Here is a 22,213-nt window from a genome sequence, read left to right on the forward strand (position 1 = left end):
TTACCGGATATCAGAGTGTTCCGCGTCACCCCCGCAGGGCAGTCACGGACGGTCAGCGGCGCCGGGCGGGCTTCGGCAGTTCGCAGCCGGACTTGTTCAGGTCGAGCGTGCGGTTCGCGGTCAGGCAGGTGTAGAGCCACCAGGTCTGCTGGCCGTACGCCGCGCCCTGGTCGACCGTGACGTTGCCGGCGGCGTCCACCTCGCAGGGGTTGTTCACGGTGCAGCGCTCGCCGTCCTCGTTGCCCGTGTTGTTGACCCCGATCACCTCACCGGTGGTGGTGCTCACGACCGGTGAACCCGACGTACCGCCGATCGTCTCGCAGCCGGGCTGCCGGTACTTGATCGAGTTCTGCCAAGTCCAGTCGCCCTCGCGGAGCTGCGGGATCGTCGCCTGGACCGAACAGGTGTAGATCCGCTTCCAGTACCCGGACACCACGGCCATGCCGGCGCCGTCGGCCGGGCCCTGCTTGGCCAGCGTCAGCGGCGTCACGTTCAGCCGGCTCTTGATCGAGGCGTAGGTCTCGTTGACCTGGTACACGATCATGTCGGTCTTGGTCATCGTGCCGTACAGGATCCTCTCGGCGCGGATCGTGCCGGCCCGACTGGAGTCCGGCCGGAGCAGCGTGATCGACCGGGTCGAGGTCCGGTTCACCAGGACCTGGCCGGGCTGCAGGAAGCCGCCTTCGTAACAGTGCCCGTTGGTGAGCACGAGGGCCTTGTCGGTGGCGGCGGATTCGGCGTACCGGACGAGGGACGCGGAGCAGTTGCTGAGCGCTGCGATCCCGGTGAAGTCGGCGCCGGGCGCCGCGGCGTGGGCGGAGCCGGTGCCGAGGAGGGAGGTCGTCGCGACCGCGGTGGCGGCCAGGAGCGTGCGGAAGAGTTTCATGGGGCGGTTTCCTCACTGGTTGGGCGTACTGGCCTTCGTAACGCATCCCTCCGCCCCGAACCATCACAGCCGCGTCAAGCAGGGTCAGCGCAGGGGTTTTCCTGCACTCCGTGTCCGGACTGCTACTCTTCGTCTCCGGATCCGCCCAGGCCCGAACCATCCACGCACCCGGCACGTCCTACCAGGCGTCGGTTGGAGGACAAGGTACGGTCGGCAGAGCCGCCCGCAGGAGAACGGAAGGACGTCATGCCGCAGGAGAAGCCAGACCTGCGCAATCTCCGCGAGCCGGTCCGGTTCAAGCGGGCGCTCACCTTGCTGTTGATGACGCTGGTGCTGCCCGGGTCCGCGCAGATCGTCGCGGGCAGCCGGAAGGCCGGCCGGTGGGCGTGGCGGGTGGTCTTCGGCCTGATCGCGATCGTGGTCTTCTTCGTCCTGCTCGGCCTGATCTGGCGGTCCGGCACGATCAACATCCTGGCCCGGCCGGGCACCCTGCGGATCGTCCAGGTGCTGCTGATCCTGCTCGCGCTCGGCTGGGCGGCGCTGTTCGTGGACGCGTACCGGCTCGGCCAGCCGCTGATGCTGGAGCGGAACCACCGGCTGACCGCGAGCATCCTCGACGGTGTGCTGATCTTCGTGGTCGTCGGCGCGCTGATCTACGCGAGCGTGATCGTGAACACCCAGCGCGACTTCGTCGCCAGCGTGTTCGGCAGCGGCGAGAAGTCGAAGGCCGAGAAGGGCCGCTACAACGTGCTGCTGATGGGCGGCGACTCCGGCGCGGACCGGATCGGCACCCGGCCGGACAGCATGACCGTGGCCAGCATCGACGCGGACACCGGCCGGACCGTCCTGATCGGCCTGCCGCGGAACCTGGCCCGGGTCCCGTTCCCGGCCGGTACGGCGATGGCGAAGCAGTTCCCCGAGGGCTTCCGGTGGAAGGACTGCGGCTCCGAGTGTCTGCTGAACGCCGTCTACACGTACGCGATGAACCACAAGAACCTGTTCCCCGGCGACCCGAACCCCGGGGAGACCGCGACCACCCAGGCCGTCGAGGCGGTCACCGGGCTGAAGATCAACTACTTCGTGCTGATCGACCTGGCCGGCTTCCGGGACCTGCTGAACGCGGTCGGCGGGATCACCCTGGACATCGGCAAGCGGGTCCCGATCGGCGGCGGCAGCTCGCCGATCAAGGGCTACATCGAGGCCGGCAAGAACCAGCACCTGGACGGGTACCACGCGCTCTGGTTCGCCCGGTCCCGCGCCGAGTCGTCGGACTACGAGCGGATGGCGCGGCAGAAGTGCGTGATGTCCGCGATGCTGAACCAGCTGTCGCCGCAGACCGTGCTGACCAAGTTCCAGGGCATCGCCGCGGCCAGCAAACAGGTGGTCAAGACCAGCATCCCGGCCGGTGAACTCGGGACCTTCACCGATCTCGCGCTGGACGCGAAGAAGCTGCCGGTGTCAAGCTTCTCCGCGGTCCCGCCGTTGATCCACACCGGCAACCCGGACTTCGCACTGATCCGGACCAAGGTCGCGGAGGCGATCGCGAAGTCCGAATCGCTGGACAAGGAAGGCTCAGGAGGAGACGGTAAGACTTCGAGCACTCCGAGTAGCAGCAAGCCGACCAGCAGTACGACGAAGAAGCCGAGCACGAGTACCACCAAGAAGCCGACCAGCTCACCGACCACACCCGCCACCGGCGTCGACGACGTCGCCTCGATCTGTAAGGCCTGACCTGATATGCCGCTGTCCACCTGGCCACCTGTGTCCGTCGTGATGCCCGTGCTGAACGAGGAACGTCATCTCGAGGAGGCGGTCGGCCGCGTTCTCGAGCAGGACTACCCGGGTGAGCTCGAAGTCGTGCTGGCGATCGGCCCGAGCAAGGACCGGACCCAGGAGATCGCGGACAAGCTGGCCGAGAAGGACCCGCGGATCAGCATCGTGCCGAACCCGACCGGCAAGACGCCGGCCGCGCTGAACGTCGGCATCGCGCACGCCAAGCACGACATCCTGGTCCGGGTCGACGGGCACGGCGCGCTCACCGACGGCTACATCACCCGCGCCGTCGAGGTGCTGGAGGAGAGCGGCGCGGACAACGTCGGCGGCGTGATGGCCGCCGAAGGCCGGACGCCGACCGAGATGGCGGTCGCCTGCGCGTACCGCTCCCGGCTGGGCCTGGGCGCTTCGACGTTCCACCAGGGCGGCAAGGCCGGTCCGGCCGACACCGTGTACCTCGGTGTGTTCCGGCGCGCCGCGCTGGAGCGGGTCGGCGGGTTCGACGAGACCATGCACCGGGCCCAGGACTGGGAGCTGAACTACCGGATCCGCAAGACCGGCGGCCTGATCTGGTTCAGCCCGGACCTGTCCGTCACGTACCGGCCGCGGTCCTCGCTGTCCGCGGTCGCCAAGCAGTTCTTCCACACCGGCCAGTGGCGCCGCGAGGTCATCCGCCGGCACCCGGAGACCGCCAGCAAGCGGTACCTGGCGCCGCCGGTCGCGGTGATCGGCCTGACGGTCGGCACGATCCTCGGCATCATCGGCCTGGCCACCGGCATCAGCTGGCTCGACATCGGCTTCCTGGCGCCGCTGGGCTACGCGCTGCTGCTGATCTTCGGCTCCGCGATGGAGGGCCGCTACCTGCCCTGGAAGGCGCTGTTCTGGCTGCCGCTGGTCTGCGCGACCATGCACATCTCCTGGGGCCTCGGCTTCCTGGTCGGCCTCCGCGAGCGCCCGAGGGCCTAGCTACTGCGGGTGGACTTGATGTAGGCGGCGACGACCTCGTCGACCGGCCCGTCGAGTTTCAGCACGCCGGCGTCCAGCCACAGCGCGCGGTTGCAGGTCTCCCGCACCACGTCCAGGCTGTGGCTGACCAGGAACACGGTGCCTGCCTGCTCGCGCAGCTCCTTGATCTTGCGCTCCGACCGGAGCCGGAACTCGGCGTCCCCGGTGGCCAGTGCCTCGTCGACGAGCAGGATGTCGTGCGTCTTCGCGGACGCGATCGCGAACTTCAGCCGCGCGGCCATCCCGGACGAGTACGTCGACATCGGCAGGTCGATGAACTCGCCGATGCCGGAGAACTCCACGATCTCGTCGTACCGGCGGCGGATCTCGTCCCCGGACATCCCCATCGCCAGGCAGCCGAGGACCACGTTGCGGTCGCCGGTGAGGTCGTTCATCATTGCCGCGTTGACGCCGAGCAGCGACGGCCGGCCGCCGGTGTAGACGGCCCCGGACGCCGGCGGCAGCAGGCCCGCGATCGCGCGCAGCATCGTCGACTTGCCCGAGCCGTTGCGGCCGATGACGCCGATCGCGTCGCCCTTGTACGCCGTGAAGCTGACGTTCTTGACCGCGTGCACCTCGCGGATCGTCGGCCGGTCCTGGCGCTTGAGGATCCGCCGGAACGCCGTGGCCGCCGTACCCTTGCCGCCCTGGCCCGCGATCACCTTGTAGATGATGTCGAGGCGGTCCGCAATGACCGTGGGTTCAGCCTCGCCCATAGCGGTCCTCCGCCTGCCAGAAGTACCAGAACCCGGCCGCCAGCATCACGAACGACCAGACGATCGCGATCGGCCAGGCGTGCGGCAGCTGGTTCGGCTCGTGCTCGTCGAGCAGGGAGCGCCGGACGATGTCGATGTACGCCGATATCGGGTTGAACGCGAGCAGCTGCGTCACCCAGCCCGGCGCCTCGACCTCGGACAGCTTCCCGGGCAACGAGAAGAAGATGCCGGAGGCGTACAACCAGGTCCGGGTGACGAACGGCAGCAGCTGGGTGATGTCGGACACGAACGTCCCGATCCGCGCGAAGACCAGCGTGATCCCGATGTTGAACATCACCTGCAGCAGCATCGCCGGAAGCACGAGCAGCCAGCGCCACGAGGGTCCGTCCGTGAATCCGACGACCACGAACAGGATGCCGAACGACACCAGCAGCTGGTTCAGCTCGTTCAGTACGTAGGCCAGCGGCAGCGTCGCGCGCGGGAAGTGCAGGGTGCGGATCAGCGACAGGTTCAGCGCGAGCGAGCGGGAGCCCTCGGTCATGCAGCGCTGCGTGAACGTGAAGACGAAGATCCCGCTGAGCAGGAACGCGACGTAGTTGTCGATCCCGTTCTTGGTCCCGAGCAGCACGCCGAAGGCCAGGTAGTACACCGCCGCGTTCAGCAGCGGTGTCAGCACCTGCCAGAGCGAGCCGAGGCGTGCGCCGGAGTACATGGCGTAGGTGCGCGCCGCCGCGTAGCTGACGACGAACTGGCGGCGGCTCCACAGCTCGCGCAGGTAGGCCCCGAGCGGCGGCCGGACCGAGCTCTTGCTGAGTCCGTAGCGTTCGGCCAGCCCTGCGAGCCCTGCAGGGTCGGTCCCGGCGGTCGGCATTGCGACAATGTACTGCGCTGCGTGATGCGACCGTGACGCAGGTCAGGCCACGAGCCGGGCGCGCAGTCGCGCGAGATCCTCGTCGGTCAGACCACCGTGGCGCAGGTATGCCTCCGGCCCGCCGTATCTCGTGTCGAGGTGCCGCAGGATCGCCACGATCGACTCGGCGCGGGTGTCGCGGAACTCCATCATCTCCGGGTGTTTCGACGCGTCGAGCTCGGCAGCCAGCTGCTCCTCGAGCCAGGCCGCGAGCCGAGCCTGGGTGAGGAAGTAGTCGGCGACGATCTCCTCCTCCGGTACGCCGGCGACGCTCAGCGCGAGCGCGACGATCATCCCGGTGCGGTCCTTGCCGCCGTGGCAGTGCACGACCACCGCGCCGTCCGGCTCGTCGGCGATCGCCTTCACCGCGGCCGCGAACAGCTCGGGCCGCTTGTCGAGCATCCACGTGCACGCCTCGACGATGGTCGGCTGCCCGTGGTCGGGGTCCGCCGGGTCAACGAGCGACTGCCGCACCGCCAGCGGCGTACCGGTGAACGGCGTCGGCGCGAGCGCGACCTCGCCGTCGGCGCGCAGGTCGAGGATCCGGGTCACCCCGGACCGCCGCACGCACTCGACCCCGTCGTCGGTCAGGTACTGCAGGCTGTCGGCGCGGATCAGCACACCCGTTCTGGTCACCCGGCCGTCGGCGGTCGGCAGGCCGCCCACGTCGCGGACGTTGCGGCAGCCGGGCCAGTCGAGATCCATCGGGTCACCTGTCCTGGGGGCGGTCCGGGTTCGGGCCCGGGTTGTACGGCGGCGGCGCGGGGAACGTGTTGCCCTGCGGCGGGTAGTAGTTGCCGGGTGGCCCCGGGAACGTGTTCGTCGGACGGTTCCGGCGGCGCTTCTTCACCGCCGCGACGGCCAGCAGCGTGCAGCCGAGCCCGATGAAGATCAGGAAGGAGAAGACGGTCCCGAGGATCGACAGCACGAAGGCCATCACCGACATCTTGGGGCCGGCGGCGTACGCCGCGCTCGTCTCGTCGTCGCTGCAGGAGATCGTGTAGTCCCCGGGCGGTACCGCCTGGGTCGATCGCGCCACGACGTACCAGGTGTTGCCGTTGATCGTGATGGTTTCCGAGCCGGTCGGGCCCTTGAGCGGTACGTCGGCGCCGTTCGCGTCCTGCGCCGTACACGGCGGCCGCAGCGCCGGGATGGAGGCGTAGATCGTCAGGCCCTCCTTCTCCAGGTGCACCGTGCCGTCCTCGATCGGCTGCGGCGAGCCCGGCGCCGTCACCACGATCCGCCAGACGAAGAACCCGGTCACCAGCGCGCCGATCACGAAACAGGCGATCGCGATCGCCGGCAGGACCGACTTCTTCGGCGCCGCGGGCAACCCGGGGTACGTCGTCATACCTGAACGGTAGCTGCTGACTAGGGCACGCCGAGCAAGCGCAAACCTGCCGCCGTCGCCGCGGCGGCCACCACCACGAGCACGAACGGCGCCTTGCGCCAGGCAAGGACCCCGCCGACGAGCACGCCTGCCGGGCGCGCGACACCGGCGGGTCCCTGCCCGTCGGTCAGCGCGGCGGTGGCGACCAGTGCGGTCAGCAGCACGATCGCGGCTGCGGCGAGCACTTGCTGCATCCGCTCCGGCACCTCGACCCGGCTACGCAGCGCCGGACCCGCGAACCGCATCGAGAAGGTGCCGATGGCAAGCACTCCGATCCCGATCAGCAGCAACGGCGTGTTGTTCATCGCGACACCTCCAGCGCGGGCTTCCCCACGCGGTAGAACAGCAGCCCGGCCAGGGCGAGCAGCACAGGCAAGCCCGCGGGCAGGAACGGCGTGGCCGCCAGCGCGACCACGACGCCGACGAGTGCCGCCGTACGCGTCGAGCGGTCGCGCAGGGCCGGCAGCACCAGCGCGAGCAGGACCGCCGGGAAGGCCGCGTCCAGCCCGAACACGTCGGTGTCGGTGATCACCGAGCCGGCCAGACCGCCGACGACGACGCCGAGGTTCCAGCAGACGAAGATGCCGATCCCGCCCGCCCAGTACGCCGCCCGGCGCTGCTCGAGTTCGTCCTGGCCCATCGCGAACGCGACGTTCTCGTCGGTCATCAGGTGACTGCCCGGCCAGCGCCGCCAGCCGCTGCCGATCACGTCGCTGACCGCCAGGCCGAACGCGACGTGCCGGCTGTTCACCAGTAGGCCGGCGATCATCGCCGCGATCGGGCTGCCGCCGGCCGCGACGATCCCGACGAAGAGGAACTGCGACGCGCCCGCGAAGACCACGACCGACAGGAGGATCGGCACCCACAACGGCAGCCCGCCGCCGACGCTGATCGCGCCGTACGACACGCCGACCACGCCGTCGGCCAGGCACACCAGGCCGATGTCACGGGCGAGTCCCCGATCGAGTGTTCGCCAGATCGAACGCATGGGCACTATGATGAACATGCCGCCATTCGTTCGTCAAGCCGAACAACTGGACCGATGGAGCGAACACCGATGGAGAACAGAGCCCCGCTGGACGTGATCGCCGCGTCGCTGCGCCGGCACCGCGCCCGGGCCGGACTGTCGTTGACCGAGGTCGCGAAACGCGCCGGCGTCGCCAAGTCGACGCTGTCCCAGCTCGAGTCCGGCACCGGCAACCCGAGCGTGGAAACCCTGTGGGCGCTGGCGGTCGCGCTCGACACGCCGTTCGCCGCGCTGCTGGACCCGCCGCGTCCGAAGGTGCAGATCATCCGGGCCGGCGAGGGGCCGGCGATCTACTCCGACCAGGCCGACTACAGCGCCACGCTGGTCGCGTCCAGCCCGCCGAACGCGCGCCGCGACCTGTACCGGATCGTCGCCTCCCCCGGCCCCGGTCGGAAGTCCGACCCGCACATGCCCGGCGTCGTCGAGCACGTCATCCTCGGCTCCGGCCGGGCCCTGGTCGGCCCGCTCGACGACCCGGTGGAACTCTGCCCGGGCGACTACATCGCCTACCCGGGCGACCTCCCGCACATCTTCCAGGCCCTTGAGGAGGGCACCGCGGCGACCTTGGTCTCCGAGCACGTCTGACACAGAAAAAGTTGCCCGGAGCAATCAATGCTCCGGGCAACCACAGTTGACGTCTCAGACCTTGCGGCCGATCCCGCCGACGATGCACTCCTCGACCTGGTTCAGCGGCTTGATCCGCGGGCCGTCCGGCCACCAGTCGTCGCAGAGCACCAGACCCGGGGGGACCAGTTCCTGGCCGGGGAAGAACTCCATCAGTTCCGCGCGGGTGCGGAACCTGCCGCTGCCCATCGGGCTGTGGATGAACTTCTCCTCCATCTTCCGGGCGACCTCGGAATGCTCCGGCGTCTCCGGGTCGAAGAAGTGCGAGACCACGGTGTACGACCCGGGCACCACCGCGTCGACGTACTTCTGCATGATCTGCGCGCCCTCGGTGCCGATGTAGTGGTGCAGCGTGCCGTTCTGGATCACGGCGATCGGCTGGTCGAAGTCGAGGAAGCCGCGCACCTCCTCGTGGCCCAGCACCTCGTCCGGGTCGAAGATGTCGGCGCTGACGAACAGTGTGTTCTCGTTCTCCTCGAGCAGCGCGCGGCCGTGCGCGAGCACCACCGGGTCGTTGTCGATGTACAGCACCTTGGCCTCGGGCTGGATCCGCTGCACGACCTGGTGGGTGTTCTCGGCGGTCGGCAGGCCGGACCCGCAGTCGAGGTACTGCGTGATCCCCGCCTGGCCGGCCAGGAACCGGCAGGCGCGGATCAGGAAGTTCCGGTTCGACCAGGCCAGGTCCTGGGCCTGCGGCGCGGCGCGCTGGACCCCGCGCAGTACCTCGCGGTCGACCTCGAAGTTGTCCTTGCCGCCCAGGAAGGCGTCGTACACTCGCGCGATACTGGCCCGGGAGGTGTCGACGCCGACCGGGTTCGAACTTGGTGCCTTGGTGGCATCGACCATCAGTGAACCTCGCAGAGAGCGATCGGGAAGTCTGGTTCGACCGACTCTACCGAGAGTACGGCGCACTGAACACACCGTGTCGGCGCGTGCGGGTGGACACATTCACGATCCGTTATGAAAGGATCAACTGGTTGCACACCTGAACACCGCTGCTGGGAGGTCAGAGGTGACAGAGCCGGGGGCGTACGGCGGCCCGACCGCTCAACGCATCATCCTCGGCACCCACCTGCGCCGGCTGCGGGAGGCGGCCGGCATCAGCCGGACCCAGGCCGCGTGGGAGATCCGCGGTTCGGAGTCCAAGATCAGCCGGCTCGAACTCGGCCGGGTCAGTTTCAAGGTGCGCGACGTCGACGACCTGCTGACGTTCTACAAACTCGAGGACGAGGCCGAGCGCGAACGCCTGCTCACCATGGCGCAGCAGGCGAACGACCCCGGCTGGTGGCAGCGGTACGACGACCTGACGCCGATCTGGTTCCACGACTACCTGGGCCTGGAGATGGCGGCCGACCTGATCCGGACGTTCGAGCTGCAGTTCGTCCCGGGGCTGCTGCAGACACCGGAGTACGCGCGGGCCATCATCCAGCTCGGACGGCAGGACGTCGCGCTGCCGCGGGCCGAGGTCGACCGGCTGGTGTCGTTGCGGATGAGCCGCCAGGAAGTGTTGACGCGGCAACGACCCGCGCGGCTGTGGGCGATCGTCGACGAGTCCGTGCTGCAACGGCCGATCGGCAGCCCGACGGTCTTCCGGGCCCAGCTGGAGTACCTGATCGAGGCCTCGCGACGGCACAACGTGACGCTGCAGATCATCCCGTTCGACAAGGGCGGCTACACGGCGACCGGGGGCGCGTTCACGCTGCTGCGGTTCAACGACGCCGACCTGCCCGACATCGTCTACATCGAGCACCTGACCAGCGCCGTCTACCTCGACAAGCGCGAGGAACTAGACACCTACGTCGTCACCATGGACGCCGTCACGATCTCCGCGGCCCAGCCCCGCGAGACCGAGGGGATCATCCGGCGCGCGATCGAGCGCCTCGACAACCGCTAGCGTCGCGTCGCGCCGGGGCCGGGGCGGAACGCGACCTCGCGCGGCGTCGGCTCGTGGCCGGCGTCGCAGCGCATGACCACGGTGACGCGCTCGCCGCAGTCGCCGCGGTGCCGCGGCTCGATCGGCGGACCCTCGTCCAGCGGGAGGTACTGGTCGGCCCACTGGATCATCGCGACCAGCACCGGGTAGAGATCGAGCCCGGCCTGGGTGAGCCGGTACTCCGACCGCTCGCGCTGACCGGGCAGCCGGTACGGATGCCGGCGGAGCAGGCCGCGCTCGATCAGCGCCGCGAGCCGCTCGGTCAGGACCTGGCGCGGGATGCCGGCCCGGGACCGGATGTCCTCGAACCGGCGGACGCCGACGAAGAGCTCGCGCAGGACGTGAAAGGTCCACTTGTCACCGAGGATGTCCATGGTCCGGGAGATCGTGCAGTTCTCCGTGGACCAGTGCATCGCCTCCGGCACCTGTTCGCTGATCGCCGTACCCATGCAGGCCATGATAATCCGCACTTTTCGATAAGTCTGCTTGACAGACTCAGCACGATCCGGCAAGGCTGAATCCGTGAACCAGACTCAGACGGGCCCGCCACTCGTCCGCCGCGCCGGCGAACCAGACGCGGACGAGCTGGCCAGGATGCTGACCGGGCTGACCGATCTCAGCCGCTACTTCCGCTTCCAGACCGCGATCGGTACGCCGCCCCGCGCGGCGCTGCTGCTGCGGATGCTGTGCCCGACCGGTGCCGCGTTCGTCGCCACCCGGCGCGACGCGATCGTCGGGCACGCGATGTGGGCCTGGGCACCCGGTGCGGCGACCGCCGAACTCGCGGCCGTGATCGCCGAGGACGAGCAGCGCCGCGGGCTCGGGATCCGGATGCTGTCGGTCGCCGCGGCCGATGCGATCGCGGCCGGCGCGACGCATTTCCTGTTCGTGGTGAGCGCCGCCAACGAACGCTCGATCCGGATGGTCCGGCGCCGCTGGCCGGACGCGACGGTGGAACGCGACGGCGCGCTGTTGAGCTTCGTGGCCCCCGCCCGGCTACCGGACCAGCCTGAAGAAGGCCCGGATGTCGTCGACGAGCAAGTCGGGCGCCTCGAGCGCGGCGAAATGCCCGCCGCGCGCGTACTCCGACCAATGGACGATGTGGTGCCTGCGCTCTAGCACCCGCCGGATCGCGGGATCGGTCGGGAAGACCGCGACACCGGTCGGCACGCCCGGCCTGATGTCGTCGGTGGCCCCGCGGTTCTCGTAGTACAGGTTGGCGGATGTCGCGCTGGTGTTGGTGAACCAGTAGATCGACACGTCGGTCAGCAGGTGGTCGAGGTCGACGGCGTCCTCGGGCAGCGCGCGCTCGGGATCGGTCCATTCCCAGAACTTCTCCAGGATCCACGCCAGCTGGCCGATCGGTGAATCGCTCAGTCCGAAGGAGACCGTCTGCGGCCGCGTGCCCTGCAGGTCGGCGTACCCGGTGCCGACCGCGCGCAACCGCCCGGCCGCCGCGAGCCGCTCGCGCTCGACGTCGTCGAGTTGCTCGCGATCGCCTGGTTCGAGCGCGGGGTACGCCAGTCCCCCGTTGATGTGGACGCCGATCACGTGATCCGGATCCGCCTGCCCGACCATTGGTGACACCACCGATCCGGTGTCACCGCCCTGCGCGCCGTACCGCTCGTAGCCCAGGCGGTGCATCAGCTCGACCCAGGCGCGGGCGATCCGCGCGTGGTCCCACCCCGCCGTCAACGGCACCGAGAACCCGTGCCCCGGCACCGACGGCGCCACCACGTGGAACGCGTCCCGCGGATCCCCGCCGTACGCCGCCGGATCCGTCAACGGCCCGAGCACCTCCAGAAACTCCGCCACCGACCCCGGCCACCCATGCGTCAGGACCAACGGCAAGGCCGCCGGCTCCGGCGACCGCACATGCAGGAAGTGGATCCGCTGCCCGTCGATCTCGGTCACGTACTGCGGATACGCATTGAGCCGCGCCTCCCAAGCCCGCCAGTCGTACGCCGCCCACCGCTCGGCAACGCTCCGGACGTAGCCGACCGGCACACCCCGCTCCCAGCCATCACCAGGTAGTTGCCGCGGCCAACGAACCTCCCGAAGCCGCTCGCGCAGCTCCCGCAGCTCGGCGCCCGGCACGTCGATCCGAAACTCAGAGATCATCCGCCGCACTGTAACCCGCTGGCGAGCACCTAACCGAGCTTCGCGAGGAAGTCGAGGGTGCGCTGGGTCATCAGCTTCGCGGCGGCCTCGTCATACCCGGGCAGGGAGGAGTCGGCGAACAGGTGCTGCTTGCCGGGGTAGAGGAACAGTTCGGCGGTGTCGACGGCGGCGACCAGGGCGCGGGCGGAGTCCAGGTCGCCGCCTTCCTCGGCGAAGTACGGGTCCTGGTCCTTGCCGTGCACCTGCGCCGGGACGCCGTCCGGCCAGGTGCCGAACTCCTCGACCGGCAGGCACGCGTCGAAGAACAATCCGCCGACGGCGCCCGGGCGGGTCTGGGTCAGCTTCTGCGCGGGCATCACGCCGAGCGAGAAGCCGGCGTACACGACGGCGGCCGGCAGGTCCTGCGCGGCCGCGACCCCGCGCTCCAGGACCGTGCCGAAGCCGGTCGACCGCGCGAACTCGATCCCCTCCTCGAGCGTCGCGAAGGTGTTCCCCTCGTAAAGGTCCGGCGTGTGGACGGTGTGGCCCGCCCGCCGGAGCTCGCCGGCGAACGCCCGCACCCCGTCGGTCAGTCCCTGCGCATGGTGGTACAGCACGACCTCGGCCATCATCAGCTCCAATGATCCAATTATCTCGAACAATCGGAAACGGTAGACTATTCGCACCATGCCGATCAACAGGCCGATCAACAGTCCCGTCCCCGACTACGAGCTGCTGGACGAGCTCGAGCTGACCACCGCCGAGCAGGTGCGGGCGATCAGCGACCCGCTCCGGACGACGATCCTCGGGTTGCTGCACGAGCGGGCCGCGACCGTCACCGAACTGGCCACCGCGGTCGGGCGGCCGAAGAGCACGGTCGCGCACCACGTGAAGGTGCTGACCGAGGCGGGCATCCTGCAGGTGGTCCGGACCCGGCGGGTGCGGGCGATCGAGGAGCGGTTCTACGGGCGCGCGGCCCGGATGTTCTACGTCGGGCTCGGCCGCCAGGGCAAGGACGGGCAGCTGCCGCACGACTTCAACGACTTCGAGGTCGCGGTCGAGGAGTCCAAACCGGCGTACGACGCGGGACAGCTGCGGTCGTTCATCCGGCACGCCCGCATCCCCGAGGATCGCGCGGCGGAGTTCTGGAAGCAGGTGGACGCGCTGATCCACTCCTTCGACCAGCTCCCCCGCGCGGGCGGTACGACGTACGGCTTCACCGTCGGTCTGTACCCGATCGTCGACTACCCGACCTTGCCGCCGGCCGACGACGAGTCCTCGACCTGATGCCGAGCCGCCCGCGGCGGCGTAGCGTGGAACGGAGGGTTCTCCGGGGGTGGGCACAGTGGATGACAATGGCGATGCGCCGCTGGTCGACGCGCTGACCTCGTTGCACTCGCTGCTGCTCGGCGCGCCGCGGCTCGAGGAGTTGCTGGCCAAGCTCGCCGACGTCGCGGCCAAGGTCGTCGAGCCGCCGGCCTCGTGTGGGATCACCACGCGGTACGACGGACAGCCGCGGACGATCGTGTCCAGCGACGCACGGGCCTCGGTGGCCGACGAGTACCAGTACAGCCTCGGCGAGGGACCTTGCCTGGAGGCGCTGCAGCAGGGCGTCGTGGTGGACGTCGCCGACTACAGCAGCGAGCGCCGGTGGCCGAGGTACGGCGACCTGGCCCGGGAGGCAGGCGTGAAGGCGTCGATCGCCCTGCCGCTGATCGTCGACGGGCGGTCGATCGGCGCGATGAACCTGTACGGCTACGACCGGCCCGACACGTTCAGCGCCGCCGACCGCGAACGAGCGGCGGCGTACGCCGAGCAGGCGTCCACGACGCTGGCTTTCGCCGCGGGGGCGGTGCGGCAGTCACAGTTGAGCGAGCAGCTGGAGCAGGCGCTGGCGTCGAGGTCGGTGATCGACCAGGCGCTCGGGCTGCTGATGGGCCAGCAGCGATGTGACGCCAGGACGGCGTTCCAGCTGCTCCGCAAGCATTCGCAGAACAACAACCGCAAGCTGCGCGATGTCGCCGGCGCCTTGATCGTCCGGCACACCGGCAGGCCGCCGGTCGACAGCCGTGCGTTCGAGTCGGTGAGTTCAGGTGAGGCGCCACCCGGCGGCGACGGCGAGCAGGGTCCGTCGCGCGATGGTGACACCAGGACGTGACCCGGCCCGCGGTTCCGGCCGCACACGTCCTGGTGCCGTGAGGTGTACCGCATCCAGAGGAATGAACCACCTCGGCGTGACCCGGCCCGCGGTACTGGCCGCACACTGCCCAGGCGGGAGTGCTGTCCCCTGCTATCGGCGTCGTTCGGTTCGGGTTGACTTCGCTCCGCTCACCGCCGGTGGCCCGGCCATGAGCTCGTCGACGACGTGACGATGACCCGCCTGGGCCCGCGACAGGCTCGGCCACGCCCACCGTCGGGGCCGCCGGCCACCGGCTGCGTGCAACAGGGTCTCGAAGACCCGCGGCCCGCCGATCGGCAGGTTCAGTCCCAGCCAGATCGTCACGACTTGCAGATGATGTCCCTCGGCGGTGACGGCGTCGCTCGCAATCACGACGTACTCCGGCCGCGCGGTCAGCGCGAGCCACGTCGTACGGCTGATCGAGTGCCCCTGCCGGTCGACGTAGAGGGTCCTGTTGTGCGACATCCGAGCGCCACTCCGGGGTGTTCAGATGCTGGCGCGGACAGGCACACCGGCTGACGACCTGGAGCGAGATCCCCGCAGTGTCGGGAGTCGCTCACGCTCGGCACCGGTACGGTCCGCAGGCTGTTCTCCCAACCTGCGGGCAACTTTAGGCAAGGCCTCGCGCGCTGACAACGGGTCCGCCAACCCGCGAGACGCGAACGAACGCAACGCTGTGAGTCAGGTACGGCGGGTACCGGCGGCCTGGGTCTCGTGGGGCTCCTCGGCCGCGAACCGGTCGAGGACGTCGACGAGGCGCTCGAGGACGTCGCGGGCGATGTCGTACTCGCGCTCGCCGAACTCCTCCGCGAGCCGGCGTTCGAGCTCGATCAGGTGCCGGCGGCCGTCGCTCGCCACCTCCACGCCGTGCTCGGTGTAGCCGACCACCTTGGCCCGCCGGTCGTCGGGATCCGGCCGCATCTCGAGCAGGTCGAGGGCGACCATGTCGCGGATCACCTCCCCCATCGACTGCCGGGTGATCCCCGCCCGCGCGGCCATGTCCGCGGCCCGCGCGCCGCCGGAGTACAGCGTGCCGAAGACCGAGTTGTGGGCCATCTTCACCTCGGTGTGCCCGTCCGCGTGGGCGCGTCGCACCATGTCGGTCTGCAGTGCGCGGTTGGCCCGCTCGACCAGCGCGATCAGCGGCTTGCGACCGAGCCGCGGCAACTGAGGGCTTGACATGTCGTAAGGATACCTTCCAATATTTCGACAGGAATCCTTACGGTATCAGGGAGGTCCGATGGATCCCAGAGAACTTCGTCCGGTCGTGGCGCAACTGTTCGCGCGGGGGCGCCGGCGGACGGTCCGGGTCGCGATCGAGCAGGAGTACGTCGTCGCCGCGGCGGACGGCGGCGTGGTCCCGATCGGGGAGGTCCGGCGGGCCGCCGCCGGATCGCTCGCGGCGCCGTACCTGAGCTTCGAGCCCGGTGGGCAGGTGGAGCTGAGCCTGCCACCGTCGCTCGAGCCGGCGCGCGACCTGCGGGTGCTGACCGCCGACCTCCGGCGCCGGCTGGGCGGGATCACGCTGCGCCCGATCCCGGTCGATCCGCGGCTGGAGGTGCCGCTGCAGTTGACGTTGCCGCGGTACGTCGCGATGCAGCAGCACTTCGACCGCATCGGCCCGGCGGGCCGGCGGATGATGCGGCGGACCGCGTCCACGCAGCTCTGCCTCGACTGGTGGCCGGGGCGCGCGGGCCTCGAGCAGTGGCGGGTGCTCAACCTGGCGGGGCCGTTCCTGGCGGCGCGGTTCAACCGCAGCGACCGACTGGCGACCTGGCTGGCCGTGGATCCGGCGCGTACGGCGTTCGACGACCGGCTGCTGCGCGACGACGACGCGGTTGCGTCGTACACGGCCTTCGCGGCCGGCGCGTCGGCCTTCGTCGACGGGGCTGCTGGGCACCTGAGCACGCTGTTCCCGCCGGTCCGGCCGCGCGGGACCTACCTCGAGGTTCGCTTCCTCGACGCACTGCCACCTGAGGCGATCGAGCGCGCGATCGCAGTACTCCAGGAGCTGATGTACGACGACGTACGCCGGCGAGAGGCACTGCGCGAACTGCCTTGCGATGAAGGGCTGTGGCGCGCAGCGGCCGACGGCGTACTGGAGCAGGAGCTGGCGGCATGACCGGCGTATTGTTCGTGACCGATCCGTTGACCGGGCTGCAGAGTGACATCGACGCGGGCATCGGGCTGATGAGCGCGACGCAGGATCTGGGGCTCGACGTGTGGTGCTGCGAGCCGGAGGAGCTCGCGGTCGTCGACGGACGGGTATGCGCTCGCGCCCGGCGGATCCGGCTGCGGCCGCGGAGCGCGGGTGGTGATCACCGGTGGATCGTCGACCCGACCTGGTGGGACGAGCTCGGCACCGCGGTGGTCGACGTGGCGTCGTTCGAGGTCGTCCACCTGCGGATCGACCCGCCGGTCGACGCGCGGTACCTGCACACGACGTACCTGCTCGACCTCGTCGAACGGGCGGGGACGCGGGTGATCAACCGGCCGGAGGGGATCCGGGCGATGCACGAGAAGCTGGTCGCGCTGCGGTTCCCGGAGCTGTGCCCGCCGACGTACGTCGGGACGGATCCGCGCGCGCTGCGGTCGTTCGTACGCCGGATCGGGACGGCAGTCGTGAAACCGGTCGACGGGTTCGCGGGGATCGGCGTCTGGCTGGTGCCCGACGACCGGTCCGCGGCCGCGCTGCTCGAGTCGGCGACGGACGGCGGGCGGCGGCACGTGATCGCGCAGCAGTACCTCCCGGCGGTTGCTCGCGGCAACAAACGGCTGTTCCTGCTGGACGGGGAGATCGCCGGCGCGGTGCTGCGGCGGCCGGCCGTCGACGACTTCCGGATCGGGCCGCCGGTCGCCGCGGCCGAGATCGACGCCGACGACCGCGCGATCGTCGCCGCCGTCGGGCCGGTGTTGCGCGCGCACGGCCTGGTGATCGCCGGCCTCGACGTGATCGACGGCCGGCTCATCGAGGTCAACGTCACCTGTCCCGGCGGCATGCACAAGACCGACGCACTGCTCGGGACCCGGATCAGCCACACCATCGTGAGCAGCCTGTTCGAAGGAGCACTCGTATGAGCACGGTCACCGTTGTCTGCATTGCCCTGCTGGGCATCCTGCTGTTCCTGCTCGGCGCCAACGTCACGCGCCACCGGGCGCTCCGCGGAGCCGGCAACCAGCAGCCGACCGATCCGGCCGACAAGCTGCTGATCGCGATCCGCGCGCACGGCAACGCGGCGGAGTACGTACCGACGATGATCGTGCTGCTCCTGGTCTGCTCGGCCCTGTCCGACAGCCGCGTGGTCGACGTACTCGCGGTCGCGGCCGTGGTGGTCAGGTTCACCCATGCTTTCGGCATGCTGAGCTCGCGCACACTCGCGTCCCACGGCCCACTCCGGGATGTCGGTGCCCTGGGCACCTATCTCGTCGGGCTCACCCTCGGCATCACCGCGATCGCAACAATCTGACGGCTACCGCCTCCGCGGTTGATAACCGGACCATGGTCCGCTAACGTCGAGGCATGGAAACCACCGCGGGCCTGGCCCGCATCAACCAACTCGGCGCCCGGGACCACTTCCTCGCGGTCGCCGTCACCCAGCGCCGCTCCGGCGAACCCGCCGCCTCGGTGGTGAACGCCGGCGTCGTCGACCACCCGCTGACGGGCGAACCGGTCGTCGCCTTCGTCGCCCGCGGCCGGACGGCCAAACTCGACCATCTCCGGCGGACACCACGCGCGACCTTGGTGTTCCGCGCGGAGTGGGAGTGGATCGGCGTGACTGGTCCGGTGGAGCTGGCCGGTCCGGACGACCCGGTGGCCGGGGTCAACGCGGAACGGTTGCGGCTGCTGCTGCGCGACATCTACCACGCGGCGGGCGGCGTCCATCCGGACCTCGACGCGTACGACGCGGAGATGGTGGCGGATCGTCGTACGGCGGTGTTGATCACGCCGGAGCACTTCACCGGCAACCCGTCCGGCGCCGACCACGAGGAGGCCGAGTGAACGTCGCGCCCGGGACCATCCAGGTGTGGTCGGACCTGCTGTGCCCGTTCGCCCATGTCGCGATCCATCGGTTGCGGGCGGCGCGGGCCGAGCTCGGGGTGGAGGTGCGGCTGGATCACCGGACGTTCGCTCTGGAGTTGTTCAACGGTCCGCATTCGCGGCCGGGGACGGACAGTGAGGCAGTCGGGTTGGGGCAGGTGGCGCCGGAGGTCGGGTTCCGGCTGTGGAGTGCGCCCGACTGGACGTATCCGTCGACGGTCCTGCTCGCAGCCGAGGCCGTCCACGCCGCCAAAGCCCAAGGATTGCAGGCCTCCGAGGACCTCGACGCCGCACTGCGCCGCGCCTTCTGGTTCGACTCCCGGCCGATCGGCCACCGCCAGACGATCCTCGAGGTCGCCGCCGCCGTCGAGTCCGTCGACCCCACCGAACTGGCCACGGCTCTGGACGACGGCCGCGCCCGCTCCGCCATCACCCACGATCACACCATCGCCGTGACCGACGCCGTCCAAGGCAGCCCGCACCTCTTCCTCGCCGACGGCACCGCCATCCACAACCCCGGCGTCGCCGTCCATTGGGAGGGCCCGTGGGCTGCCGGCTACCCCATCGCCCAGAACAAGGACCCCGACTGGGCACATCAGCTACTCCGAGCCGCGGCCGCCTAGCGCCGGCCGGCTTGACCTGGAGCGCGCTCCAGCAATGAGGCTGCTGCCATGACCACACCCACGATGGCCCTCGGGACGATGTACTTCGGCACCCTCGTCGACGAACGGACCGCGTTCTCGATCCTCGACCGGTACGTCGAACTCGGCGGAGCCTTCATCGACACCTCCGACAACTACAGCTTCTGGACCTCCGAGACCGGGTTCGGCGGCCAGAGCGAGGCGCTGCTGGGCCGCTGGCTGGCGTCCAACTCCGGGGTCCGGGTCCGCCTCAGCACCAAGGTCGGCGCCCAGCCCACGCGGGTCGGCGGGTTCCCCGACCACCTCGAAGGACTGCGCGAGGACGTCGTGCGCGCGGCCATGGCGCAGAGCCTGGAGCGGCTGGGCGTTGCCGGTGTGGACTTGTACTGGGCGCACGTCGAAGACCCGACGGTTCCGGTGGAGGACCTGGTCGGGACGTTCGGCGGCCTGGTCCGTGACGGCCTGACCGCTCGCTGGGGCGTGTCGAACCACCCGTCCTGGCTGCTCGAACGGATCCGGGCCACCGCCGAACGCGCCGGGCACCCGCAACCGAGCGCGTACCAGCAGCGCTACTCCTACCTTCAGCCCGCCGGCGGCATGGCGGTCGAGGGCCAACCGATCCCGCTGGGGATGCTGTCACCGGACGGGCTCGACTTCCTGCGGCGCAACCCGTCGGTCGACGGCTGGGTCTACACCGCCACCCTCCAGGGCCGCTACGACCGCAACGACCGCCCGCTCGAGACGGAGTACCGCCATCCCGGCACCGAAGCCCGGCTGGCGGCGCTGTCCCGGGTCGCCACCGCGCGGGGACTCCGGCCGGGCCAGGTGGTGCTCGCGTGGCTGGCCTCCGGGAGCCCGGCGCTGACCCCGATCGTCGGAGTCAGCAGCGTCGAACAGGTCGAGGAGGCCGTGGAAGGCGCCTCCACGCTCCTCACCGAGGACGAACTGGCGGCGCTGGACGGCGCATAGGTGGCTCCGCGCGAACAGCCGGTCAGGACGTCTTGCGGAGTTGCTCGCGGTACCAGTCCGTCTTCTCCTCGACCCGGGTGAGGATCGCGTCGAGCTCGGTGATCCGCGCCCGGATCGAGGCGGCGTGGTCCTCGAGCAACGCGACCCGCTCCGGCATCGTGGTGTCGTCACGACTCAACTCGCCGTACCGGCGCAACTGCTCGATCGACATCCCGGTGTCCCGCAGGCACCGCAGGAACCCGAGCATCCAGAGATCGCCGTCGCTGTACACGCGCCGGCCGCCGGCGCTGCGCTCGATGCGCGGCAGGATGCCTTCGCGCTCGTAATAGCGCAGCGTGTCGATGCTGAACCCGGATCGTGCGGCCGCCTCGGACGGCGAGTAGGTCGTCATCGCAAGAATCTAACTGGCTGCGCGAGGTGTTCCCAGATGTCGCAGGCTTCGTGGGCGTAGCGACCGGGGTCTTCCTTCGGGGAGACGGGCGCGTAGGTGACGATGCGCTCGTCCACCTGCCCACCAGCCGCGCGGAGCTTGTCGGCGAGTGCATGGGCGTGGTCGGACGCCTGGCCGGGGATGACCGTGTCGGCGGGCGACCAGACGAGTCGTACGGCGGTCGCGGCCAGCGTCGCGGCGTACGAGATCGGGCTCCTACGGGCGTACTCGGCGGGTCCCTCGGACGGGGACCCATCCAGATGGTCCTGCCACGCCAGCGAGATCCCGCCCAGCACACGGCCGCGGCTGCGCGGGGCGACGACGACCTGACCGGCGGCCGCGGCCGGGGCGAGCGCGCCGGCGAGCGGCCGGATCAGCAGGTCGCCGGCCGGCTCACCGAAGAGCACCGCCTCGGGCGTGAAGCCGAACGGATGGAACAGCACCGTCACGCCGCGGACCGGACCGTCGGGTACGGCGACCAGGTACTCGCGGTCGGCTCCGGACCGATCGCGTCGGGCGATGCGATGAACGCCGGCAGCTTCCATCGGTGACTCCAGGGCAGTACGTCGGGGCGGTGGTGACTGTCGGAAATCACAGCCAGGGCGCCGGTAAGCGTAATCCAGGCGGTTGCCGCGAATTTCCGCCGTTCCGCGTCATGGTCGGCGGGGTCCTGCGTCTCAGGGCGTACGGGTCACCCGCCGGCCAGGCGGGCGACCACGATCGGTAGTCAGACGGGGACCCCTGCCATGGTGATCGACGAACTACGCAAGCCATCGCCCACGACAACCGCTCCGGAGCCGGAATCCGGGTCCGCTCGAGGGCGGCATCGGTTGAGGCGACCGAGTCCCGAGGGGGCGTTTCGGCCGTTGCTGCAGGCGTTGGCGGGTGGCGCGGATCCGTTGCCGCACGCGGCCGCGGCGGCGCGGCGGTTGGCCGAGCGGGAGATCCCGTTGACGGTCGCGCTCGACGTGTTGCGGACGACGTACCAGACGGTCGGCGAGGATCCGTCGTTCGAGGCGATCCGGACCGTGTGCCAGAGCTGGACCGAGTGCACGCTCACCTATCTGCACGCGTCGTCCTGCGAGGACCCCGGCACCGGCCTCGCCACCACCCCGCACCTGCGGACCCGGCTGACCGAGCTCTACCGGACCGCCGAACGGCAGGGCTGGTACCTCCCCGACACCCACACCCTTGTGATCACCGAACCGGTGACCGCGCGCCCCTGCGACGCCCAGCTCGCCAACCTCGGCGGCGCGATCCGGACCGTGTTCCGCGACCCCGAGGTGATCGCCCGCCTCGGCGCCGGCCGGGTCGCCACGATCGTCCGCGTCGACGACCACTTCGGCGAGCACCTGGGCACGCTGCGCTCGATGATCGGCTACTGGCCCGAGTCCGGCGACCCCGGTACGGCGGGAACGCCGCGCACCAAGGTCTGGTCCGAACGCCTGCCGACCCTCTCGGACTGGTCGGACAGCTTCGTCAACGACCTGGCGATGACCTGACGCAGCACCGGTCCGACGTACCGCCTTTGCTGTTGCAAATCGCAAATGCAAACGCTAAGGTCGTGCTCGTTCCGATCTGCAAACCCTGG

The 22,213-nt window shown here is 70.0% G+C and carries 28 protein-coding genes and 1 pseudogene; 14 read left to right on the forward strand and 15 right to left on the reverse strand.

Annotated features, from left to right (window positions below):
* Positions 1–52: 52 nt before the first annotated feature.
* Positions 53–886, reverse strand: coding sequence for a serine protease (locus tag ABN611_RS04370; protein ID WP_350278462.1), 834 nt, complete (start codon positions 884–886; stop codon positions 53–55).
* A 246-nt stretch (positions 887–1,132) separates the two neighbouring features.
* On the opposite strand from ABN611_RS04370, the gene ABN611_RS04375 reads away from it, so the two are divergent.
* Together ABN611_RS04375 and ABN611_RS04380 are read left to right on the forward strand one after the other, a co-directional pair.
* A complete protein-coding gene (locus ABN611_RS04375; protein WP_350278463.1) occupies positions 1,133–2,617 on the forward strand; it encodes an LCP family protein in 1,485 nt (494 codons plus the stop codon).
* Between the two features lie 12 nt (positions 2,618–2,629).
* Positions 2,630–3,625 carry a glycosyltransferase family 2 protein gene (locus ABN611_RS04380; RefSeq protein WP_350281592.1) on the forward strand — a complete coding sequence of 332 codons (996 nt, stop codon included), beginning with the start codon at positions 2,630–2,632 and terminating at the stop codon, positions 3,623–3,625.
* Here the strand turns inward: ABN611_RS04380 and ABN611_RS04385 are convergent.
* Genes ABN611_RS04385 through ABN611_RS04410 form a run of 6 tightly spaced genes read right to left on the reverse strand, consistent with a single transcriptional unit; the run spans position 3,622 to position 7,668 of the window.
* Complete coding sequence (locus ABN611_RS04385) at positions 3,622–4,380, reverse strand: ABC transporter ATP-binding protein (protein ID WP_350278464.1); 759 nt, start codon at positions 4,378–4,380, stop codon at positions 3,622–3,624. The two genes, ABN611_RS04380 and ABN611_RS04385, sit on opposite strands and share 4 nt — an antisense overlap.
* The gene (locus ABN611_RS04390) at positions 4,367–5,251 is read right to left on the reverse strand and encodes an ABC transporter permease (protein ID WP_350278465.1); all 885 of its coding nucleotides are present in this window, start codon (positions 5,249–5,251) and stop codon (positions 4,367–4,369) included. The genes ABN611_RS04385 and ABN611_RS04390 overlap by 14 nt, the downstream gene beginning before the upstream one ends.
* Positions 5,252–5,293: 42 nt before the next feature.
* The gene (locus ABN611_RS04395; protein ID WP_350278466.1) at positions 5,294–5,995 is read right to left on the reverse strand and encodes a tyrosine-protein phosphatase; all 702 of its coding nucleotides are present in this window, start codon (positions 5,993–5,995) and stop codon (positions 5,294–5,296) included.
* Between the two features lie 4 nt (positions 5,996–5,999).
* A complete protein-coding gene (locus ABN611_RS04400) occupies positions 6,000–6,641 on the reverse strand; it encodes a hypothetical protein (protein WP_350278467.1) in 642 nt (213 codons plus the stop codon).
* Between the two features lie 20 nt (positions 6,642–6,661).
* Positions 6,662–6,985: an AzlD domain-containing protein gene (locus tag ABN611_RS04405; RefSeq protein WP_350278468.1), complete on the reverse strand. Its 324-nt coding sequence runs from the start codon at positions 6,983–6,985 to the stop codon at positions 6,662–6,664.
* Positions 6,982–7,668: an AzlC family ABC transporter permease gene (locus tag ABN611_RS04410; RefSeq protein ID WP_350278469.1), complete on the reverse strand. Its 687-nt coding sequence runs from the start codon at positions 7,666–7,668 to the stop codon at positions 6,982–6,984. Before ABN611_RS04410 ends, ABN611_RS04405 begins: the two co-directional genes overlap by 4 nt.
* A gap of 69 nt (positions 7,669–7,737) precedes the next feature.
* Here ABN611_RS04410 and ABN611_RS04415 point away from each other — a divergent pair, with 69 nt between their 5' ends.
* Positions 7,738–8,292, forward strand: coding sequence for an XRE family transcriptional regulator (locus ABN611_RS04415; RefSeq protein ID WP_350278470.1), 555 nt, complete (start codon positions 7,738–7,740; stop codon positions 8,290–8,292).
* 54 nt (positions 8,293–8,346) lie between these two features.
* On the opposite strand, the gene ABN611_RS04420 is transcribed toward ABN611_RS04415, so the two are convergent.
* Complete coding sequence (locus ABN611_RS04420; RefSeq protein ID WP_350278471.1) at positions 8,347–9,177, reverse strand: SAM-dependent methyltransferase; 831 nt, start codon at positions 9,175–9,177, stop codon at positions 8,347–8,349.
* A gap of 166 nt (positions 9,178–9,343) precedes the next feature.
* Between ABN611_RS04420 and ABN611_RS04425 the strand changes: the two genes are divergently transcribed.
* Positions 9,344–10,225 carry a helix-turn-helix transcriptional regulator gene (locus ABN611_RS04425; RefSeq protein WP_350278472.1) on the forward strand — a complete coding sequence of 294 codons (882 nt, stop codon included), beginning with the start codon at positions 9,344–9,346 and terminating at the stop codon, positions 10,223–10,225.
* Here ABN611_RS04425 and ABN611_RS04430 read toward each other — a convergent pair.
* Positions 10,222–10,713, reverse strand: coding sequence for a helix-turn-helix domain-containing protein (locus ABN611_RS04430; RefSeq protein ID WP_350278473.1), 492 nt, complete (start codon positions 10,711–10,713; stop codon positions 10,222–10,224). The genes ABN611_RS04425 and ABN611_RS04430 overlap by 4 nt on opposite strands.
* A gap of 232 nt (positions 10,714–10,945) precedes the next feature.
* Between ABN611_RS04430 and ABN611_RS04435 the strand changes: the two are divergent.
* Positions 10,946–11,182, forward strand: a pseudogene (locus ABN611_RS04435) (GNAT family N-acetyltransferase); the annotation flags it as partial.
* A gap of 78 nt (positions 11,183–11,260) precedes the next feature.
* On the opposite strand, the gene ABN611_RS04440 reads toward ABN611_RS04435, so the two are convergent.
* Complete coding sequence (locus ABN611_RS04440) at positions 11,261–12,385, reverse strand: epoxide hydrolase family protein (RefSeq protein WP_350278474.1); 1,125 nt, start codon at positions 12,383–12,385, stop codon at positions 11,261–11,263.
* A 29-nt stretch (positions 12,386–12,414) separates the two neighbouring features.
* Complete coding sequence (locus ABN611_RS04445; RefSeq protein ID WP_350281593.1) at positions 12,415–12,996, reverse strand: dienelactone hydrolase family protein; 582 nt, start codon at positions 12,994–12,996, stop codon at positions 12,415–12,417.
* A 55-nt stretch (positions 12,997–13,051) separates the two neighbouring features.
* Between ABN611_RS04445 and ABN611_RS04450 the strand changes: the two genes are divergently transcribed.
* Positions 13,052–13,651 carry a winged helix-turn-helix domain-containing protein gene (locus ABN611_RS04450; RefSeq protein WP_350278475.1) on the forward strand — a complete coding sequence of 200 codons (600 nt, stop codon included), beginning with the start codon at positions 13,052–13,054 and terminating at the stop codon, positions 13,649–13,651.
* A 58-nt stretch (positions 13,652–13,709) separates the two neighbouring features.
* On the forward strand, positions 13,710–14,522 hold the full coding sequence (locus tag ABN611_RS04455; protein WP_350278476.1) for a GAF and ANTAR domain-containing protein: 813 nt from the start codon (positions 13,710–13,712) through the stop codon (positions 14,520–14,522).
* 132 nt (positions 14,523–14,654) lie between these two features.
* On the opposite strand, the gene ABN611_RS04460 is transcribed toward ABN611_RS04455, so the two are convergent.
* Positions 14,655–15,008: a hypothetical protein gene (locus tag ABN611_RS04460; protein ID WP_350278477.1), complete on the reverse strand. Its 354-nt coding sequence runs from the start codon at positions 15,006–15,008 to the stop codon at positions 14,655–14,657.
* Positions 15,009–15,224: 216 nt separating this feature from the next.
* Positions 15,225–15,725 carry a MarR family winged helix-turn-helix transcriptional regulator gene (locus ABN611_RS04465; RefSeq protein ID WP_350278478.1) on the reverse strand — a complete coding sequence of 167 codons (501 nt, stop codon included), beginning with the start codon at positions 15,723–15,725 and terminating at the stop codon, positions 15,225–15,227.
* Between the two features lie 58 nt (positions 15,726–15,783).
* Here ABN611_RS04465 and ABN611_RS04470 point away from each other — a divergent pair, with 58 nt between their 5' ends.
* Genes ABN611_RS04470 through ABN611_RS04495 form a run of 6 tightly spaced genes read left to right on the forward strand, consistent with a single transcriptional unit; the run spans position 15,784 to position 20,192 of the window.
* Positions 15,784–16,665 carry a glutamate-cysteine ligase family protein gene (locus ABN611_RS04470; RefSeq protein ID WP_350278479.1) on the forward strand — a complete coding sequence of 294 codons (882 nt, stop codon included), beginning with the start codon at positions 15,784–15,786 and terminating at the stop codon, positions 16,663–16,665.
* Complete coding sequence (locus ABN611_RS04475; RefSeq protein ID WP_350278480.1) at positions 16,662–17,621, forward strand: hypothetical protein; 960 nt, start codon at positions 16,662–16,664, stop codon at positions 17,619–17,621. Before ABN611_RS04470 ends, ABN611_RS04475 begins: the two co-directional genes overlap by 4 nt.
* On the forward strand, positions 17,618–18,010 hold the full coding sequence (locus tag ABN611_RS04480; protein ID WP_350278481.1) for an MAPEG family protein: 393 nt from the start codon (positions 17,618–17,620) through the stop codon (positions 18,008–18,010). Before ABN611_RS04475 ends, ABN611_RS04480 begins: the two co-directional genes overlap by 4 nt.
* A 53-nt stretch (positions 18,011–18,063) precedes the next feature.
* Entirely contained in the window at positions 18,064–18,543 is a 480-nt protein-coding gene (locus ABN611_RS04485) for a pyridoxamine 5'-phosphate oxidase (protein WP_350278482.1), read from the forward strand.
* A complete protein-coding gene (locus ABN611_RS04490) occupies positions 18,540–19,205 on the forward strand; it encodes a DsbA family protein (RefSeq protein WP_350278483.1) in 666 nt (221 codons plus the stop codon). The genes ABN611_RS04485 and ABN611_RS04490 overlap by 4 nt, the downstream gene beginning before the upstream one ends.
* A gap of 48 nt (positions 19,206–19,253) precedes the next feature.
* Positions 19,254–20,192 carry an aldo/keto reductase gene (locus ABN611_RS04495; RefSeq protein ID WP_350278484.1) on the forward strand — a complete coding sequence of 313 codons (939 nt, stop codon included), beginning with the start codon at positions 19,254–19,256 and terminating at the stop codon, positions 20,190–20,192.
* 22 nt (positions 20,193–20,214) lie between these two features.
* On the opposite strand, the gene ABN611_RS04500 is transcribed toward ABN611_RS04495, so the two are convergent.
* A complete protein-coding gene (locus tag ABN611_RS04500; protein ID WP_350278485.1) occupies positions 20,215–20,583 on the reverse strand; it encodes a MerR family transcriptional regulator in 369 nt (122 codons plus the stop codon).
* Positions 20,580–21,167, reverse strand: coding sequence for a hypothetical protein (locus tag ABN611_RS04505; protein WP_350278486.1), 588 nt, complete (start codon positions 21,165–21,167; stop codon positions 20,580–20,582). Before ABN611_RS04505 ends, ABN611_RS04500 begins: the two co-directional genes overlap by 4 nt.
* Before the next feature lie 321 nt (positions 21,168–21,488).
* On the opposite strand from ABN611_RS04505, the gene ABN611_RS04510 reads away from it, so the two are divergent.
* The gene (locus ABN611_RS04510) at positions 21,489–22,124 is read left to right on the forward strand and encodes a hypothetical protein (protein ID WP_350278487.1); all 636 of its coding nucleotides are present in this window, start codon (positions 21,489–21,491) and stop codon (positions 22,122–22,124) included.
* Positions 22,125–22,213: the final 89 nt, after the last annotated feature.

It is taken from the genome of Kribbella sp. HUAS MG21, assembly GCF_040254265.1.
In the GTDB taxonomy this organism is placed as follows: Bacteria; Actinomycetota; Actinomycetes; order Propionibacteriales; family Kribbellaceae; genus Kribbella.

What these genes read in the sequence shown, in the direction of transcription:
- ABN611_RS04370 (WP_350278462.1), bottom strand. Translation starts at nt 886, where the DNA reads ATGAAACTCTTCCGCACGCTCCTGGCCGCCACCGCGGTCGCGACGACC.
- ABN611_RS04375 (WP_350278463.1), top strand. Translation starts at nt 1,133, where the DNA reads ATGCCGCAGGAGAAGCCAGACCTGCGCAATCTCCGCGAGCCGGTCCGG.
- ABN611_RS04385 (WP_350278464.1), bottom strand. Translation starts at nt 4,380, where the DNA reads ATGGGCGAGGCTGAACCCACGGTCATTGCGGACCGCCTCGACATCATC.
- ABN611_RS04390 (WP_350278465.1), bottom strand. Translation starts at nt 5,251, where the DNA reads ATGCCGACCGCCGGGACCGACCCTGCAGGGCTCGCAGGGCTGGCCGAA.
- ABN611_RS04395 (WP_350278466.1), bottom strand. Translation starts at nt 5,995, where the DNA reads ATGGATCTCGACTGGCCCGGCTGCCGCAACGTCCGCGACGTGGGCGGC.
- ABN611_RS04400 (WP_350278467.1), bottom strand. Translation starts at nt 6,641, where the DNA reads ATGACGACGTACCCCGGGTTGCCCGCGGCGCCGAAGAAGTCGGTCCTG.
- ABN611_RS04405 (WP_350278468.1), bottom strand. Translation starts at nt 6,985, where the DNA reads ATGAACAACACGCCGTTGCTGCTGATCGGGATCGGAGTGCTTGCCATC.
- ABN611_RS04410 (WP_350278469.1), bottom strand. Translation starts at nt 7,668, where the DNA reads ATGCGTTCGATCTGGCGAACACTCGATCGGGGACTCGCCCGTGACATC.
- ABN611_RS04415 (WP_350278470.1), top strand. Translation starts at nt 7,738, where the DNA reads ATGGAGAACAGAGCCCCGCTGGACGTGATCGCCGCGTCGCTGCGCCGG.
- ABN611_RS04420 (WP_350278471.1), bottom strand. Translation starts at nt 9,177, where the DNA reads ATGGTCGATGCCACCAAGGCACCAAGTTCGAACCCGGTCGGCGTCGAC.
- ABN611_RS04430 (WP_350278473.1), bottom strand. Translation starts at nt 10,713, where the DNA reads ATGGGTACGGCGATCAGCGAACAGGTGCCGGAGGCGATGCACTGGTCC.
- ABN611_RS04440 (WP_350278474.1), bottom strand. Translation starts at nt 12,385, where the DNA reads ATGATCTCTGAGTTTCGGATCGACGTGCCGGGCGCCGAGCTGCGGGAG.
- ABN611_RS04445 (WP_350281593.1), bottom strand. Translation starts at nt 12,996, where the DNA reads ATGATGGCCGAGGTCGTGCTGTACCACCATGCGCAGGGACTGACCGAC.
- ABN611_RS04450 (WP_350278475.1), top strand. Translation starts at nt 13,052, where the DNA reads ATGCCGATCAACAGGCCGATCAACAGTCCCGTCCCCGACTACGAGCTG.
- ABN611_RS04460 (WP_350278477.1), bottom strand. Translation starts at nt 15,008, where the DNA reads ATGTCGCACAACAGGACCCTCTACGTCGACCGGCAGGGGCACTCGATC.
- ABN611_RS04465 (WP_350278478.1), bottom strand. Translation starts at nt 15,725, where the DNA reads ATGTCAAGCCCTCAGTTGCCGCGGCTCGGTCGCAAGCCGCTGATCGCG.
- ABN611_RS04470 (WP_350278479.1), top strand. Translation starts at nt 15,784, where the DNA reads ATGGATCCCAGAGAACTTCGTCCGGTCGTGGCGCAACTGTTCGCGCGG.
- ABN611_RS04475 (WP_350278480.1), top strand. Translation starts at nt 16,662, where the DNA reads ATGACCGGCGTATTGTTCGTGACCGATCCGTTGACCGGGCTGCAGAGT.
- ABN611_RS04480 (WP_350278481.1), top strand. Translation starts at nt 17,618, where the DNA reads ATGAGCACGGTCACCGTTGTCTGCATTGCCCTGCTGGGCATCCTGCTG.
- ABN611_RS04485 (WP_350278482.1), top strand. Translation starts at nt 18,064, where the DNA reads ATGGAAACCACCGCGGGCCTGGCCCGCATCAACCAACTCGGCGCCCGG.
- ABN611_RS04495 (WP_350278484.1), top strand. Translation starts at nt 19,254, where the DNA reads ATGACCACACCCACGATGGCCCTCGGGACGATGTACTTCGGCACCCTC.
- ABN611_RS04500 (WP_350278485.1), bottom strand. Translation starts at nt 20,583, where the DNA reads ATGACGACCTACTCGCCGTCCGAGGCGGCCGCACGATCCGGGTTCAGC.
- ABN611_RS04505 (WP_350278486.1), bottom strand. Translation starts at nt 21,167, where the DNA reads ATGGAAGCTGCCGGCGTTCATCGCATCGCCCGACGCGATCGGTCCGGA.